Raw genomic sequence first — 15729 nt, 5'->3', positions numbered from 1 at the left:
GATCATGGCCCACGTCGCCTGCGTCGCGGTACAAAGCCTTGCACGATCGTCTGTAAACGTGTTGCCGGCCCGGCAGAACGCTCACATGCACTCTACACTGCTGCAGACATCAGCCAAGGCAATGTGCCGCACATGGAGTACCTGGGATGGGCTGCGTGTCGACGGGGCGTGTCGTTGGCAATAGAGGACGTGGTATTTCACTGCAGTGGCTGGTGGCGCTGGCCATCGTGCTGGGCATGCTGCTGCTCGGCGCTGCCCTGGCCTGGCAGGGGTACCGCGGTATTCGCCAAACCCTTGTGGCTGCTGCTGGCGATGCCGCCCAACAGGTTGCCAAGACGATCGACGAGCGCGCCAGGCGCCTGATCGAGCCGGCGCAAAGCAGCATTCGCCTGCTTGCCCACAACCCGACTGTGCACACCCAGGCACAGCGCCTGGATCGGCTGCCACAGCTGGTGGAAATGCTGGACGCCAACCGCATGCTCAGCGCCGCCTATCTGGGTTACCCCAGCGGCGAGTTCCTGCTGGTGCGTCGCCTGCATGACCCGCAGCTGATGCAGCGTTTCGCCGCTCCACCGGGCACGGCATTTCTGGTGCAGAGCGTCAACCATGGCGAGGGCGCCAAGGTGCAGGGCGAGTGGCGTTTTTATGATCGGGCGCTGAACCTGTTGCAGGCCCAGGCCAAACCTGACTATCGCTACGATCCACGCCTGCGCCCCTGGTTCGCTGAAGCCACGGTACAACCCTCTACGGTGCTGACTCGCCCTTATGTGTTCTTCACCACCCGCGAGGTCGGCTTGACCATGGCCCAACGTAGCGTCGACGGTGGCGCCGTGATCGGCCTGGATGTCTCGGTCAACGACTTGGCCAGCGAGACTCAGGACCTGCGCATGACCCCGGGTACCGAGATCGTGGTGGTCGATGACCAGGGCAACGTTGTGGCCTACCCGGACCCGCAGCGGGCAATCGTGCACGAAGGGCAAGGCGTGCGCCTGTCGCGTGTCGCCGAGCTGGGCGCTCCCAGCCTGGCGCGGCTATACGCTGACCTGCCCACGGGCAACCAGCCTCAGCCTTATCAGGTGGATGGCCAGACCTGGTATGGCATTCGTGTGCATCTGACCACCCTGGCCGGGCACGACTTGTACGTGCTGATTGCCGTACCCGGCCACGAGTTGCTGGTGGGGGCGCGCAAAGTCTTGTACGAGCAGTTGCTCTGGACCGTGGCGCTGATGGCCGTACTGCTGGTGCTCGGCGGTGTGCTTGGCCGGCGCATTGGCCGCCCGCTGCGGCTGTTGCGCGAGCAGGTTCAAGGCTTGGCCTGCTTTGATTTCAGCCGTGAGGTGGGCGTGCACTCGCGGGTTTCCGAGGTGCGCGAGTTGAGCCGCGTGCTGAGCCGCATGTCCGGTACCATTCGCCACTTTCAGGCGATTACCCTTACGCTCAGCCGTGAGCGAAACCTGGAGCGCATGCTCGACGGCGTGCTGAACCATCTGGTAGAAGCTGCCGGGGGCAACGCCGGCGGGGTTTACCTGTACGACGCTGAACAGGCTTTGCTGCGCCTGGCCGCCTCGTGCCGCGGTGAACACTACCCAAGCGAGCTGGCAGTGGATGAGGGCGCCCGGCAGCACTTGGCTGTAACAATGACCCAGGCCCTCGGCCTGCATGAGCGCAGTCTGGCCGTGGTGCTGAATGACCGTAGCCAGGGACTGTTGGGCATCCTGGTCCTGCAAATGGACGAAGAGCAGGCGCAGGAGCGGGTGGGCGAGCCATTCCGGCGCTTTGTCGAGGAATTGTCCGGAGTGGCTGCGGTGGCTATAGAAACCCGCCAGTTGGTCGAAGCCCAGCAACGCCTGCTGGACGCCATGATCAAGCTGCTGGCAGACGCCATCGATGCCAAGAGCCCCTATACCGGTGGCCACTGCGAGCGGGTGCCTCAGCTGGCGCAGATGCTGCTGGATCAGGCAGTGGCAGCCGACAGCGGCCCGTTCGCCAGCTTCAGCATGACCGAGGCAGAACGGTACGAGTTCCGTGTGGCAGCGTGGCTGCACGATTGTGGCAAGGTTACCAGCCCCGAGTACGTGGTGGACAAGGCGACCAAGCTGGAGACCCTGTACAACCGCATCCACGAAGTCCGCATGCGTTTCGAAGTGCTGTGGCGCGATGCGGAGCTGGCCTACTGGCAAGGCCTGGCCAGTGGCGCCGACCAGCAGGTGCTGAAAGCCGCACTGCAGCGAAGCCAGGCCGAGCTGCAGGACGACTTCGCTTTCGTCGCCCAGGCCAACATCGGCGGCGAGTTCATGCAGGACACCGATATCCAGCGTTTGCAGGTGATCGGCAAGCGCCGCTGGCTGCGCCATTTCGATAACCGCCTGGGCATCTCCCGTGACGAGGCGGAACGCCTTGTCGGCGTGCCGCAGCCTGCACTGCCGACAGAGGAGCCATTGCTGGCTGATCGCCCCGAGCACTGCGTGCCCTGGGGCACCCGCACGCCGCCGGTGGTCAAGGATGACCCGCGTAATATCTGGGGGTTCGACATGCACCTGCCAGGCCACGCCAGCAACCACGGCGAGTTGTACAACCTGTCGATCCGCCGTGGCACGCTGACTGACGAAGAACGCTTCAAGATCAACGAACACATCGTGCAGACCATCATCATGCTCAGTGCGCTGCCGCTCCCGCGCCAGCTCAAGCGGGTACCCGACATCGCCGGCAACCACCACGAAAAGATGAACGGCAGCGGCTATCCGCGCCGCCTGGGCGGGCAGGATCTGGGCATCGCCGAGCGGGTGATGGCGATTGCCGACATCTTCGAAGCACTGACGGCTGCAGACCGGCCATACAAACCCCCGAAGACGCTGTCCGAATCGGTGAATATCCTGGTGGCCATGGCCCGCGAGGGGCACGTCGACGGGCAACTGCTACAACTGTTCCTCAGCAGCGGGGTATACCGCCAATATGCCGAGCGCTTCCTGCGCACCGAGCAGATCGACGAGGTGGATGTGGCCTACTGGCTGGCGCAACTTCAGGAGCGCAGCGCCGCGAGGCCTGTGCGCTGAGGGGCGACAGCGCTGAAAAATCAGACCGCGTGGCGCTCGATTCAAGCGCCACGGCCTTTCCCTGCGTCCTCCTGCAGAGCGCCGACCACCCGGGTATTGTGGGTCAGCTCACTCATACCCCTGCACCCCGGCAATGTGCCGCCCGGCGACATAGCCAAAGGTCAGCGCCGGCCCCAGGTTGATGCCACCCGACGGGTACCAGCCACCAAACACGCTGGCCATGTCGGTACCTGCTGCGTACAGGCCTGCAATCGGTTGCCCGGCCTCATCCAGTACACGGGCATTGCCGTCGGTGCGCAACCCGGCGAAGGTGCCAAAACAGCCGGGCTTTACTTTCACCGCATAGAACGGCCCGTGCTCGATGGGCGCCACGCAAGGGTTAGGGCCCTTGTGCTGTGGGTCACCCTGCTTGCGGTTGAACGGCGTGGAACCACGGCCAAACGCCGGGTCCTGGCCGTTACGGGCATGGTTATTGAAGTCAGTGACCGTGGCGCGCAGCCCGGACGGGTCAATGCCGCAGGCCTGGGCGAGCTGCTCGAGCGTGGCGCCGCGTTTCAGGTAGCCGTTGCGCACATGCGGCCCTACCGGCAGCGGTGCCGGGCGAGCATGCCCCAAGCCATAGCGGCGCAAGAAGCGATGATCGCAAACCAGCCACGAGCACACCTCCTGGCCCTCCGGCACTGCAGCGACCATGGCCGACACATAGTCGTAATAGCCATGCGCTTCGTTGACGAAACGCTTGCCGTTGGCCAGCACGCCGATAACGCCCGGTTTGCCGCGCTCGATAATGTGCGGGAAGTGGCCGACGCTGCCGTCGCGATACGGCACCTGTGAAACCGGTGCCCAGGCCACCGGCGACTTCAGGTCGGTGGCAACCACACCGCCGGCGGATTCGCCCAGGCGCAGGCCATCGCCAGAACACCCCTTGGGCGGCAGCGCCAGGTTGTCGTGGCCGCTGGCATCGCGCGGGAACAGTTGCTGGCGCCGGGCGTTGTCATTGGGGAAACCACCTGCCGCCAGCACCACGGCCTTGGCGCGGATCAGTTGCTCACCCTGTGGCGTCGCGACCCACGCCCCGCGTACCTGGCCACCCTCGATCAGCAGGCGTTTGGCCGGCGCCGACGCTTGCAGGTGCACACCCAGGTCCTGTGCCGATTTAGCCAGGCGCGCCACCAGTGCCACACCGTTGACCAGGTGCATGGCCCGACCATGGCGGGCCAGGTGGTACAGGTGTCGGCCAAAGCGCTTGCACACGTGCAGCAGGGCTTTGGGTGAGCGGGTCATGTTGAGGAAGGCGGCAAGGTCGGCTCCGGCCATGATCGGCATGCCCATGAACGAAGTTTCGCGCATGGTCTTGCGCAAGCGTGGCAGCAGGGCGCCAACCTCGCGGGCATCGTAGGGCGCGGCGATCACCTGGTGGCCGCCAAGGGCTGCCCCCGGCGTATCGCCATGCATGTCCGGGATGCCGTTGCCGTCGGCAAACTGCAACGCCGTGTACTTCTCGAAAAACGCCACCATGTGCGGGCACGCCTCAAGGAAGGCATCGACGCGCTCGGCACTGTAGTTTGCCCCCAGCTCATGGCGCAGATAAGTCCGCGGCTGCTCGATGTCTTCCTCGATGCCGGCCCTGCGCGCCAGCGGGTTGCGTGGCACCCAGGCCCAGCCGCCGGACCAGGCGGTGGCACCGCCAAACACCGGTTCTTTCTCCGCCACGATCACCTTCTGCCCATGCCAGGCAGCCGTGACGGCCGCCGCCAGCCCGGCGGCGCCAGAACCTATGACCAGTACATCGCATTCGGTTTCGAGAGGAGCGGAAGGCATTGCGGGTTTCCTGTGTGCTTTTATTAGAACAATGTTCCACATTCTTATCGGCAGCGGGTGGTCCTGCAAGGTCAGGTTGGTCATGTCAGGCAAGAACTGGGCGATCATCGGACATTCGAGGTGGCCCGAGCTGCGCTGGCTAGCGACGATGTGGAATCATCTTCTAGAATCCGCAAAAAATCAGGGACCTGTGACATGGCTGGTAGTCAGATCGAACGCGCCTTCAGTCTTGTAGAAAGCCTTACCGGTGAACCCCAAGGGCTGCCGTTACAAACCCTGGCCGAGCGCCTGGACATTCCCAAAAGCGCTGCCCACCGCATGCTCACTGAGCTGGTGCGGCTGGGCTACGTGCGCCAGAACCGGGAAAACAGCCGCTATCAGCTGTCGGCCAAGCTGGTAGCGCTGGGCTTTCGTTACCTCGCCAGCAACGGTGCCGACATCATCCAGCCGATTCTTGACCGCCTGGCCCAGGACAGCGGTGAGCTGGTGCGCCTTGGGGTGATCGACGGTGCCCGGCAAACCTGGATCGCCAAGTCTCAGGGGGCCCGCTCCGGGCTGCGCTACGACCCGGATATGGGGCGCGACGCGCCGCTGTTCTATACCGCCTCCGGGCATGCCTGGCTGGCCAGCCTGGACGATGAGCAGGCGCTGCAGATGGTGTTGCGCCAAGGTATTGCCGACCCCGAACAGTTCGGCCCGAATGCGCCACGCTCCACCGACGAGCTGCTCGCCTACCTGCACCGCGCCCGCGAGCGTGGTTATGCCTGGGTCGAGGAAACCTCCGCCATCGGCACCTCAGCCCTGGCCGCAGTGGTGCGCCGGCCGCAAAGCGACGAGGTAATCGGCGTGCTGAGCATCGCCGGGCCCAGCGCGCGGCTGGCACAGAGCCGCCTTACAGCGCTGGCACCGCTATTGCTGTCGGCGGCAGAAGAGCTGTCGGCGGCCAGTCCCGCCAGCGAGCTGTTTGCCTGAGAGGATATTCCGGTCGATTACCGCACAGTCTGTTGCGCCCGTTCTTCTGAAAAGCTGAACTTGGTTCTAGATTGTCGAGTATGAATTTTGGAACTCGGTTTCAGAATTTCATAACAACAATGACAAGAGGACAGGCTGTTGAACGCACCCCTTCGTATTGCCTTGATTGGCGCCGGCATCATGGGCCGGCAGCATTACCAGCACTTGCGCAATGTGCCGCAAGCCCAACTGTGTGCGGTAGCCGACCCCGGCCCGCAGGCCGAGGCCTTCGCTGCCGAGTGCGGTGTGCCCTGCTTTGCCGACCACCGGCAAATGTTGGCGCATGTGCGCCCCGAGGCAGTGATCGTCGCCAACCCCAACAACCTGCATGTCGCCACCGCCCTGGATTGTGTCGAGGCCGGGGTGCCGGTGCTGGTGGAAAAACCGGTGGGCGTGAACCTGGATGAAGTGCGTGCTCTGGTGGAAGCCTCACGCCGCCGAGGTGTGCCGGTGCTTGTAGGGCACCATCGCCGACACAATCCGCTGATCGCCAAGGCGCACCAGGTGATCAACGAAGGCAAGCTGGGCCGTTTGATCAACGTCACCGCGCTGTGGCAGCTGCAAAAGCCCGACAGCTATTTCGAAACGCCCTGGCGCCGCGAGCCAGGGGCCGGTTTCTTGCTGACCAACCTGATCCACGACCTTGACCTGTTGCGTTACCTGTGCGGCGAGGTGGTGCAGGTGCAGGCCTTCACCCGCAACGATGTCCGCGGTTTTGCCAACGAAGACAGCGCCGCGGTGCTGCTGCAGTTTGCCAACGGTGCCCTGGGCAGCCTGACCGGGTCCGACGCGGTGGCTGCACCGTGGAGCTGGGAGCTGGACGCTGGCGAAAGCCCTGTGTACCCGCGCCAGGATGGCCAGCCGTGCTATCTGCTGGCCGGTACCCAAGGAGCACTGAGCATTCCCCAGCTCAAGCGCTGGCATTACGCCGAGGCAGGCTCGGGCTGGCATACGCCCCTGTTGCAAAGCTCGGAAAGCATCCCCGCCGGCGAGGCATTGACCCTGCAATTGCAACATTTTGTGCGGGTTGCCCGGGGTGAACAGGCGCCGCTGATCGACGCTGCCGACGGGGGGCGCACACTGGCGCTGATCGAAGCGATAAGGCAGGCAGCCCAAAGCGGTCGGGCTTGCGCGCCCGAGCACATTGGCTGATACAACCTTACTATTGCGGGTGATGATAAATGACTGATCGAATTTTTTCCCTCGCGGCCCTGACGGTGCTCGAGCTGTCTCCTCCGGACATGGTCGAGGCCGCCGCCCGGGCGGGTTACAGCCATGTCGGCCTACGGCTGGTGCCAGCCACCGAACAGGAGCGCCATTTCCCGTTGGTCGCCGATGCCGAACTGCGCCGGCAAACCCAGGCGCGCTTGCGCGACACGGGTATCAAGGTGCTCGACCTGGAGATCCTGCGTCTTGAACCGGCCACCTGTGTGGCCGATTTCGAAGCGATCCTGGCGGTGGGCGCCGGGTTGGGTGGCACTGAATTGCTGGTAGCGGGCAACGACCCCGACGAAGCGCGCCTGACCGAACGCTTTGCCGCATTGTGCGAGCTGGCGGCGCAATACGGCATTCACCCTCACCTGGAGTTCATGCCCTGGACCGACGTACGTGACCTGCGCCAGGCCATGCGGGTGGTGGCCAACGCCGACCGCGGCAATGGCTGCGTACTGGTGGATGCCTTTCACTTCAACCGCTCCGGCTCTTCGCTGGACGACCTGGCGCAGCTGGCGCCGCAGCGCATGCGCTATGCCCAACTGTGTGACGTTGCTGGCCCGGTACCGGCTGACATGGACGAGATCCTGCGCCAGGCGCGTAACGAGCGACGCTTCCCGGGTGATGGCGACGCCGACCTGATTGGCCTGTTGCGCGCCTTGCCGCCGAGCGTGCCGCTGAGCCTGGAAATCCCCACGCGGCAATTGCTGGAGCAGGGCATCAGCGGCGAACAGCGCGCGCGCATGGCGCTGGAGAAAGCCAAGGCGGTGTTGGCCACCGTCTGATCGAGCGAACGTGGCGCATGGCGCCGGCTGCGTCACGTTCGTGAGTGAACCCGCTCCCACACCGAACATTGCCTTGTCGTTGTTGTTTCTCAAGAAATACCAAGCCAAAAAAAAGGGCCCGCAAGGGCCCCGTAGAGGTAAGTAGCTAGCGCTCTCAGGCGCTCTCGACCTTGCGCGGTGCCATGAAATACATCCACACCAACGCCAGGAAGTACATGGCGGGGATCATGGTAAACAGCACGGCATAGTTGTTGTTGGTAGCGGTCAGCACGCTGCCGACAATCTGCGTCATGAACATCCCGCCAATTGCCGCACACATGCTGCCGAAGCCGAATACGGTGCTCACCAGATGCTTGGGTGTGTAGTCCATCACCAGGCTCCAGATATTCGCCGTCCATGCCTGATGCGCACCTACCGCGATCGAGATGGCCGCCACCGCGACCCACAGTCCACTGGCGTTGGCGGCAAAGATGACGCTGAGCATGGTGCAGGCAAAGATCAGCATGGACACCAAGCGCGCTGTCGTGGCACGCACGCCACGGCCGATCAGCCACGACGACAGAATGCCACCCCCGATGCTGCCGAAGTCTGCCGTCAGCCAGATGATGATCAACGGGATGCCCATCTGGGTCACGTTGATGCCCAGGCTGTATTGCTGGTTCAGGAACGGCGGCAGCCAGTACAGGTAGAACCAGAACACCGGCGCGGTAATCGCATAGGCCACTGCAAAAGCCCAGGTGCCACGCAGGCGCAGGATACGGCTGAACGGCACGCGGGTCGGCTCGGGCTCGTCATCCTGCTGGATGTACTGCACCTCGCTCTGACGCACGCGGGGGTGGTCTTCAGGGTTGTAGTACTTCAGCACCCAAAACACGACCCACACCAGGCCCAGGCTGCCCATTGCGATGAACGCAGCCTGCCAGCCCCACACAGCCAGGATCAGCGGCAACAGCGCGGGGGTGACCATGGCACCAACGTTGGTACCGGCGTTGAACAGCCCCGTTGCAATCGCCCGCTCACCCGCCGGGAACCACAGGCGCACGGTCTTGACGCAGGCCGGGTAGTTGGCGGCCTCGGTCAGGCCGAGGATGAAGCGGCAGACCATGAAACCTGCCGCCGAGGTGGCCAGGCCGTGGGCACCCGTGGCCAGGCTCCACAGCAGTACAGCGAAGAAGAAGGCCCGTTTGACCCCGACCTTGTCGATCAGCCGGCCTTGCAGCAGAAAGCCGATGGCATAGCCGACCTGGAACCAGAAATTGATGTTGGCGTAGTCCATCGCCGTCCAGCTCATTTCCTTGGCCAGCACGGGCTGCATGATGCCGAGGGCGGCGCGGTCGATGTAGTTCAGGGTGGTGGCGAAGAACACCAGGGCCAGCATGCCCCAACGGGTCTTGCCGACGCCGAAGGCGCCGCGGAGCTTGTCGCCGATCGAGCCCTGGGACATCCGGGGCGCGGCGGGGGGGATCTTGGAGTGGTTCATAGACTGCTCGTTTCTTGAAATTGTATTCAGCTGCGGTGCTACGGGTACGTGACCGTTTCCCAGGCAGGGGGGGCACGCAAGGCCGGTGCATGGTGAGCAGTGAAGACGGCAGCGTCAATTCAAGAGACGGGCTACTGTTCGGTTATCGAACGGTTGCGTTGGCCTGCGGGCGCGGCAGGTATTCACCTCACTGAAGGGTAGAAGGCTTTGGCCCTGGTTGCCTGATGCGCGCAACACCGACATCAATGATGTGCACAGCTCCCGCTCAACGCTCTACCGGCCAGATACCCGAAGGTCATCCCAGGGCCAAGGGTAATGCCGCCGCTCGGGTAGTACCCACCCATCACGCTGTGCATGTCGTTACCCACTGCAAACAACCCGGGTATCGGCTGCCCTGCGTGGTCCAGTACGCGGGCTGAGGCGTCTGTGTCCAGGCCGGCGAAGGTGCCAAGGCTGCCTGGCAGCAGTTTCACCGCATGGAACGGCCCCTTCAGCAACGGCCGAAGCGACGGGTTAGGTGCCTGCTGCGGGTCGCCTTGGGCCCGGTTGTAGGCCGACGCGCCACGTAGAAAGGTAGGGTCTTCACCTTGTGCCGCATGATGGTTGAAGCCCTCCACCGTGCGCTGCAACTGCTCGGCGTCGATCCCGCAGCGCTGCGCCAGTTGCGCCAGGGTAGCGCCGCTGTGCAAATAGCCACGGCGCTGATAGAAGCGGGTAGGGAAGGGAAAGGGCTTGGCCCAACCGATGCCATAGCGCCGTTGCGCAGCATGGTCGCAGATCAGCCAGGCCTCCGGCTGCTCAGCCTGCGGCGTGGCGGCGAACAGCGCGTTCATGAAGTCGTGGTAGCAATCGGCTTCGTTGACGAAGCGCCGACCATCGCGGCGCACGGCGATGAAACCGGGCTTGGCACGGTCGATCAGGTGTGGGAAATGGCCGAAATGGCCATTGCGGCGCGGTACCTGCGAGACCGGCGCCCAGGCGCCCCCGTGGGCGCCTGCCGCAGACACCCGCCCACCCGCCTGTTCGCCCAGGCGCAAACCATCACCGCTATTCTCCCTGGGCGCAGCGGAGTAATGCTGGTCACCGTCCGGCGCGTGCGGCATCAGCTGCGAGATACGCTGGCGATCATGTGGGAAGCCACCGCAGGCCAGCACCACACCACGCCGTGCGTAGATCGTTTGGCCATCGGCAAACAGCGCGCCGTTGACCCGTTCTTCGCACAACAACAGACGGCTGGCCGCTTTCTCGGTCAGCAATGTCACGCCACGATCAAGGGCGCTGCGCAGCAGGCGCGCCACCAGCGCGTTGCCATTGACCAGATGCAGGCCGCGACGGTGCAGCAGCAGGTCGCGGCCATGGCGCAACAGGCGCTTGCCAACATGCAGCGCTGCCTTCGGCGAGCGTGTGGCGTTGAAGAAGGCAGCCATGTCGGCACCTCCGGCAATGCCCATGCCGGCCAGGCTGACGATGTCCAGCGGTGGGCGTAACGTGTGCAGCCAAGGCCCTAGCCGTCGCCCGTCGTAAGGTAATGCACACAGCGAGCGACCACCGCGTGCACTGCCATCGCCTTCACGCATGTCGGGCATACGGCTGCCGCACTGGAACTGCACGGCAGTGTGTTGCTGGAAGAACGCCACCATTTCCGGACCATGGCGCAGGAAGGCGCGTTGACGCGGGTCCAGCTCGCGGGTGTGGGTTTGCGCACACAAATAGCGCTCCGGGGCATCGTCGGCTTCGACGATGCCTTCGGCGATGGCCAGAGGGTTGCGCGGTATCCACAACCAGCCCCCCGACCAGGCACTGGTGCCGCCCAGCTGGCTGGCTTTTTCCGCGACGACCACTGTCAGGCCATGATGCGCGGCGGTTACGGCGGCAGCCAGGCCAGAGGCGCCGGAGCCGATGACGAGTACGTCACATTCAAGGGGGGGCATGGAAGGGGTCCGCTCGGCTGTTGGAAGAGGTGGTGTGTGGCTTACTGCAGTGGTGAGAAACCGGTCGGGCGCAGCAGCCGCGATTGCAGGCGCAGTACCGCGCCCAGCTCTCGGTTGCGTCGCGAGAATTCCGCCCAGCGCGAGTCTGCCGCCATGGCTGCGCGGCGCGCCATGCGGTCGTCGAGGCTGGCATAGCCCCAGATGTGCACCACTTGGTTGACGTCGCCGAACTCGCTGGTGAAAAAGCCCACCAGGTTGCCCAGGTGTTCGCTCTGCACCTCGAGTGCGTGGCTTTGGTACAGGGCCAGCCAGTCGGCCATTTTCAATGGGTCGAGGGTGTAGGTTCTCAGTTCGTAGTACATGCCGGTTTCTCCGTAGGGGTAGCCGGCGCCTGCAGGCGCGCGGTGATGTGGTTGGCAGCAAGCCAGCCGAAGGTGAGGGCAGGGCCCAGGGTGATGCCGGGGCCGGGGTAGGTGCCCTTCATCAGTGAGTTCATGTCGTTGCCGACCGCATAGAGCCCGGGAATGGGCAAACCGCTGCGGTTCAGCACGTTGGCATCGGCGTTGGTCACCAGGCCACGGGCTGAACCGAGGTCGCCGGTGTGAATGCGGATGGCATAGAACGGCCCCTTGGTCAGGGGGGCCAAGCATGGGTTGGGCGTATGTTGCGGGTCGCCCATGTAGCGGTTGTAACTGTTGCCGCCTTTGCCAAATGCGCGGTCGATGCCATTGCTGGCATCGCTGTTGAACTGTGCAAGTGTTTGCGCAAACACCTGTGGATCGACGCCGATGGCCAGGGCCAGTGCCTGCGATGTGGTGGCCCGATACAGGTAGCCTGCGTCGATCAACGCCTGGTTGTTGACGGGCTTGGGCCGCGCCAGGCCAAGCCCGTACCGGTTCATTGCCTCGGCATCGCAGACCAGCCAGCAGCTGGCAATGCCGTTGGCGAACATGGTGTGCACGAAGTGGTGGTAGGAGTCGGACTCATTGACGAAGCGCCGCCCGGCTTGGTCTACCGCAATCACGCCCGGCTTGGCGCGGTCGGTGACCAGGTGCGGGAAGCGCTCACGTTCACCATCGGCATGACGTAGTTCGGAAACCGGTGCCCAGAAAAAGTTGGCCGCCAGGCTCTCGCCCTCGGCTGCTGCCACGGCCTGGGCAAGGCGCAGGGCGGCTCCGTCGTTGGCCGGTGGTGACATGGTCAGGTGCGGCGCCTTTTGAGCAGGGCGGTAGCCGGCGGCCATTGCGCCTGCTGCGAATCCGCCCATGGCGCACACTACGCCACCACGGGCCATTACCCGCTCACGGCGGCCCTCGCGCTGTACGACCACGCCCGTGATCACGCCGTGCTCGGCGATCAGCTCCACGGCTTCGCTGCGCAACCACAACTGCGTGCCGTGGGCGAAGGCGCTGGTGGCCAGGCGGGCGATCAATGCGTTGCCGGTGGTAAGCCGGGTGCCGCGTGGGTGCTGCAGGCGGTCGCGCGCGTAACGCGCCATCAGCTTCAGGCAATGCCACAGCGACCTGGGTGAGCGGCGAATGCTGAGGAAATGCTGGATATCCACCCGGTTGACCATCATGCCGCCGAACAGCAGCATGCCGGGCGGTGGCATCTGCAGGTCCTTGAAGCGTGTGCCCAGGTGCTTGCCGTCGTATTCGACCATTTCCAGCGCCCGGCCGAACTGAGTGGCGCCGGGTGCATCCGGGTAATAGTCGGGCGAGAGTGGGCGCAGGGCATAACGCAGTTCGGTGTTCTGCTCCAGCCAGCGCAGCGCTTGGTGGCCATGCTCGATGAAGGCATCGCCCAAGGCGGGATCGTAGCCGTCGCCGATGACCTGCTTGAGGTAGGTGCGCATTGCCTCGGGGGAGTCCTTGGCGCCCGCGTCACGGGCTTGGTCGGTGCCGTACAGCCACACCGCGCCGCCAGAAATCGCCGAGGTGCCGCCAAAGCGTTCGGCCTTTTCCACCACCAGCACCTTCAGCCCGCGGCGGGCCGCGGTGGCGGCAGCGGCAAAACCACCGGCACCGCTGCCCAGCACAACCAGGTCGAAGCTGTTGTGTGTGTGCTCCAGAGTCGTCATGGCTTCAGATCTCCAACGGTGTGACGCCCATGAAGGCGCCAAGGTGGCCCAGTTGGGCGAAGGCCATTTCCGGGCCAGTCTGGATCCTGCAACCTACTTGCCGCGCGCGGTTCAGCAGCGGGGTTATCTCGGGTGAGGTGACCACGTCGGCGACCAGGGTGTCTGGCAGCAGGGTAGCCAGCAGGGCGGCGGACAGCGGCAGCTCTGCGCGGGTGCCCATGCCGACTGGGGACGCGTTGGCCACCAGGTCGAAGTCTTCCAGCCCATTGAACTGTGTGCTGACCGTGAGCCCGGGGAAGCCGTTGCCGAGCAGTTCGCATACAGCATCCATGCGTGCTGTGCTGGGGTCGCTGAGGGTAATGCTGGCGATCCCTGCCTCAGCCAGTGCATAGGCAATGGCACTGCCAACACCGCCGCAACCGATCACCAGTGCCCGTTTGCCCGCCGGCTCGAAGCCATGCTTGTGCGCAGCGCCGAGGAAGCCGACGCCGTCCACGTTGTCGCCCAGCAGGCGTCCGTCGCGCTCGCGACGTATCACATTGACCGAACCCAGGGCAGCTGCGCGCTCGCTCAGGCCGTCCACGCGGTTTGCCAGCGCCTGCTTGTAAGGCACGGTGACCACGCAACCGCGCAGGTTCTGCCAGCCACGCAGGGTATCCGCAAAGCTGTCCAGCGCCGCCTCGTGCAGGTCGAAGGGCAGCATGGCGAGGTTGCAGTTGTTGTGGTTGAACCAGGTGTTGAAGTTTTCCGGAGACTTCACCTGGGCGATGGGCGAACCGACGATGGCGACCAGTTCAGTGGAACCTCGAATCATGCTGACCTCCTTATTGGCGTTGTTATGGAGGCAAGGGTGAGGCAGAGGGACGCGTGCAACAATGCGTCAAGCGGCCACTTAATGCGATAATCGCAGTCATGATCCGGTTATCGCAGTAATCGGCTGTTTTTGTTCCTCTGGTAGCGAGTCGAATGCATGAACACACCCGCCATCCATCCCCGTGACTTGATCGCGGGCTTGCAGAAAGGCCTGGCGCTGATGCAACTGTTCAGCGCCGAGCAGCCGCGCCTGAGTGTGCCGCAGGCGGCCAGGTTATCTGGCCTTACGCCCAGTGCGGTGCGGCGGTTTCTGCTGACCTTGGTGCACGAGGGCTTTGCCGAAACTGACAGCCGGGAGTACTGGCTGACCCCCAAGGCCTTGCGCATCGGCCAGGCCTATGTGGACTCGGCGCAACTGCCGCGCATGCTGCGGCCGATTGTTGAACAGGTGGCGCGGCAGACCCAGGAGCACGTATCGGTGGGTACCCGCGATGGCGATGAGATCATTCATCTGGTGCGTAGCCGGTATAGCCATGTGGCGTCTTTGTCGATCAGGCCGGGCTCGCGGGTACCCATGTATTGCACGGCCGGCGGGCGTGTCTGGCTGGCCTGGCTGGATGAGGGGGAACGGGACGAATACTTTGCCCGTCAGCCGCTGCGGGCGTTGACGCCTTACACACTGACAGACCGGGCGCAGCTGGACGCTGAGCTGTTGCGCGTGAAGGGGCAGGGGTTCTGTATCGTTGATCAGGAATATGAAATCGGTATGCGGGTGCTGGGGGTGCCATTGCTGGGACGGGCCGGTCAGTTGAAAGCGACGCTGACCATCACGACTCATGCTTCGCGGTTGAGTATTGATGAGATACGGTTGCGGTATTTACCGACCCTGTATGAGGCACAGGCGTTGCTTCGGCCAGTGCTGGATTGACGCAGACATGGCGCAGTTTGCGGGCATGGCGCCATGCGTGTGAGAACGGGGCACCCGCGAAGCAGCCGCTGGACGATCCCAACCGGGTGACTGACAGGCTTCAGTATCCGGCTCAGTGACCGATAGTGGCTTTCAATCAATGAGCCAACCCTGGTCCCCCTCGATCAAGGTCCCTCCATGACTGGTAGTGTCACCCTCCCTTGCTGCGGGGTGGCCCTCGATGATCGTGCAGGCAGCGCCGGTTTCGATAACGGCGCCACAACTGATGCGATCGCCCATACGAGCGACGGCCTTGCCATCCACGAATGTTGCACTTGCGCCGGTTTCCACAGTGCCTTCGCCATGTAGCGGGCAGCTATGACGATGGCCTACCAGTACGATGGGTTTCATTTGCGCTTCCTTTTGCCGGGTTGAATGGGGGCTTCCTCAAATGCTTCGGGTGGCGGTGGCGCTGCTCGGACGTTGAACAGGCGGCAGATGCCGTACCAGCAAATGGCGACGGAGAGGTTGTAGGGAAACAGCACGGCCCAGAACGGCAATTGCCAGTTCTTTTTGCCCTGCATTTCACCGGGCTCGCCGGTTCGCCAGGGGGCATAGTGGCGCCAGGCTTCTGCC

12 protein-coding genes and 1 pseudogene are annotated in these 15729 nt (G+C 64.1%); 5 read left to right on the top strand and 8 right to left on the bottom strand.

Annotated elements, in window-relative coordinates; translation table 11 throughout:
- Window positions 1-146 precede the first annotated feature (146 nt).
- Window positions 147-3053 (top strand): HD domain-containing phosphohydrolase, encoded by a 2907-nt coding sequence (locus I8746_RS04070; protein WP_221100179.1) that lies wholly within the window; start codon window positions 147-149, stop codon window positions 3051-3053.
- A 108-nt stretch (window positions 3054-3161) separates the two neighbouring features.
- Here the strand turns inward: I8746_RS04070 and I8746_RS04065 are convergent, their stop codons facing one another.
- On the bottom strand, window positions 3162-4874 hold the full coding sequence (locus tag I8746_RS04065) for an FAD-dependent oxidoreductase (RefSeq protein ID WP_221100178.1): 1713 nt from the start codon (window positions 4872-4874) through the stop codon (window positions 3162-3164).
- A gap of 195 nt (window positions 4875-5069) precedes the next feature.
- Between I8746_RS04065 and I8746_RS04060 the strand changes: the two genes are divergently transcribed.
- The 3 genes from I8746_RS04060 (at window position 5070) to I8746_RS04050 (ending at window position 7882) form a co-directional block, all read left to right on the top strand.
- Window positions 5070-5846, top strand: coding sequence for an IclR family transcriptional regulator (locus tag I8746_RS04060; protein ID WP_012052805.1), 777 nt, complete (start codon window positions 5070-5072; stop codon window positions 5844-5846).
- 138 nt (window positions 5847-5984) lie between these two features.
- Entirely contained in the window at window positions 5985-7037 is a 1053-nt protein-coding gene (locus I8746_RS04055) for a Gfo/Idh/MocA family protein (RefSeq protein ID WP_221100177.1), read from the top strand.
- Between the two features lie 29 nt (window positions 7038-7066).
- Window positions 7067-7882, top strand: coding sequence for a sugar phosphate isomerase/epimerase (locus I8746_RS04050; protein ID WP_221100176.1), 816 nt, complete (start codon window positions 7067-7069; stop codon window positions 7880-7882).
- 154 nt (window positions 7883-8036) lie between these two features.
- Here the strand turns inward: I8746_RS04050 and I8746_RS04045 are convergent, their stop codons facing one another.
- The 5 genes from I8746_RS04045 to I8746_RS04025 all read right to left on the bottom strand — a co-directional run bounded on the left by I8746_RS04045 (window position 8037) and on the right by I8746_RS04025 (window position 14187).
- Window positions 8037-9362 (bottom strand): MFS transporter, encoded by a 1326-nt coding sequence (locus I8746_RS04045; RefSeq protein WP_012052802.1) that lies wholly within the window; start codon window positions 9360-9362, stop codon window positions 8037-8039.
- 242 nt (window positions 9363-9604) lie between these two features.
- The gene (locus I8746_RS04040; protein WP_221100175.1) at window positions 9605-11293 is read right to left on the bottom strand and encodes an FAD-dependent oxidoreductase; all 1689 of its coding nucleotides are present in this window, start codon (window positions 11291-11293) and stop codon (window positions 9605-9607) included.
- Between the two features lie 41 nt (window positions 11294-11334).
- On the bottom strand, window positions 11335-11655 hold the full coding sequence (locus tag I8746_RS04035; RefSeq protein ID WP_003250862.1) for an NIPSNAP family protein: 321 nt from the start codon (window positions 11653-11655) through the stop codon (window positions 11335-11337).
- On the bottom strand, window positions 11640-13373 hold the full coding sequence (locus tag I8746_RS04030; protein ID WP_014753491.1) for an FAD-dependent oxidoreductase: 1734 nt from the start codon (window positions 13371-13373) through the stop codon (window positions 11640-11642). Before I8746_RS04030 ends, I8746_RS04035 begins: the two co-directional genes overlap by 16 nt.
- A gap of 4 nt (window positions 13374-13377) precedes the next feature.
- On the bottom strand, window positions 13378-14187 hold the full coding sequence (locus tag I8746_RS04025) for a shikimate dehydrogenase (RefSeq protein ID WP_012052800.1): 810 nt from the start codon (window positions 14185-14187) through the stop codon (window positions 13378-13380).
- Window positions 14188-14343: 156 nt separating this feature from the next.
- Between I8746_RS04025 and I8746_RS04020 the strand changes: the two genes are divergently transcribed.
- Entirely contained in the window at window positions 14344-15114 is a 771-nt protein-coding gene (locus I8746_RS04020) for an IclR family transcriptional regulator (RefSeq protein ID WP_003250869.1), read from the top strand.
- 132 nt (window positions 15115-15246) lie between these two features.
- On the opposite strand, the gene I8746_RS04015 is transcribed toward I8746_RS04020, so the two are convergent.
- On the bottom strand, window positions 15247-15504 hold the full coding sequence (locus I8746_RS04015; protein WP_012052799.1) for a PAAR domain-containing protein: 258 nt from the start codon (window positions 15502-15504) through the stop codon (window positions 15247-15249).
- Window positions 15501-15729 (bottom strand): annotated as a pseudogene (locus tag I8746_RS04010) (hypothetical protein); the annotation flags it as partial. The pseudogene I8746_RS04010 and the gene I8746_RS04015, both read right to left, overlap by 4 nt.

Source organism: Pseudomonas sp. USTB-Z, from assembly GCF_019691255.1.
Taxonomy (GTDB): Bacteria; Pseudomonadota; Gammaproteobacteria; order Pseudomonadales; family Pseudomonadaceae; genus Aquipseudomonas; species Aquipseudomonas alloputida.
Note: the sequence above shows the minus strand (reverse complement) of the source record. Positions and strands in the feature narration are given on the sequence as shown.

What these genes read in the sequence shown, in the direction of transcription:
- I8746_RS04065 (WP_221100178.1), bottom strand. Translation starts at nt 4,874, where the DNA reads ATGCCTTCCGCTCCTCTCGAAACCGAATGCGATGTACTGGTCATAGGT.
- I8746_RS04045 (WP_012052802.1), bottom strand. Translation starts at nt 9,362, where the DNA reads ATGAACCACTCCAAGATCCCCCCCGCCGCGCCCCGGATGTCCCAGGGC.
- I8746_RS04070 (WP_221100179.1), top strand. Translation starts at nt 147, where the DNA reads ATGGGCTGCGTGTCGACGGGGCGTGTCGTTGGCAATAGAGGACGTGGT.
- I8746_RS04035 (WP_003250862.1), bottom strand. Translation starts at nt 11,655, where the DNA reads ATGTACTACGAACTGAGAACCTACACCCTCGACCCATTGAAAATGGCC.
- I8746_RS04060 (WP_012052805.1), top strand. Translation starts at nt 5,070, where the DNA reads ATGGCTGGTAGTCAGATCGAACGCGCCTTCAGTCTTGTAGAAAGCCTT.
- I8746_RS04015 (WP_012052799.1), bottom strand. Translation starts at nt 15,504, where the DNA reads ATGAAACCCATCGTACTGGTAGGCCATCGTCATAGCTGCCCGCTACAT.
- I8746_RS04050 (WP_221100176.1), top strand. Translation starts at nt 7,067, where the DNA reads ATGACTGATCGAATTTTTTCCCTCGCGGCCCTGACGGTGCTCGAGCTG.
- I8746_RS04030 (WP_014753491.1), bottom strand. Translation starts at nt 13,373, where the DNA reads ATGACGACTCTGGAGCACACACACAACAGCTTCGACCTGGTTGTGCTG.
- I8746_RS04040 (WP_221100175.1), bottom strand. Translation starts at nt 11,293, where the DNA reads ATGCCCCCCCTTGAATGTGACGTACTCGTCATCGGCTCCGGCGCCTCT.
- I8746_RS04020 (WP_003250869.1), top strand. Translation starts at nt 14,344, where the DNA reads ATGAACACACCCGCCATCCATCCCCGTGACTTGATCGCGGGCTTGCAG.
- I8746_RS04025 (WP_012052800.1), bottom strand. Translation starts at nt 14,187, where the DNA reads ATGATTCGAGGTTCCACTGAACTGGTCGCCATCGTCGGTTCGCCCATC.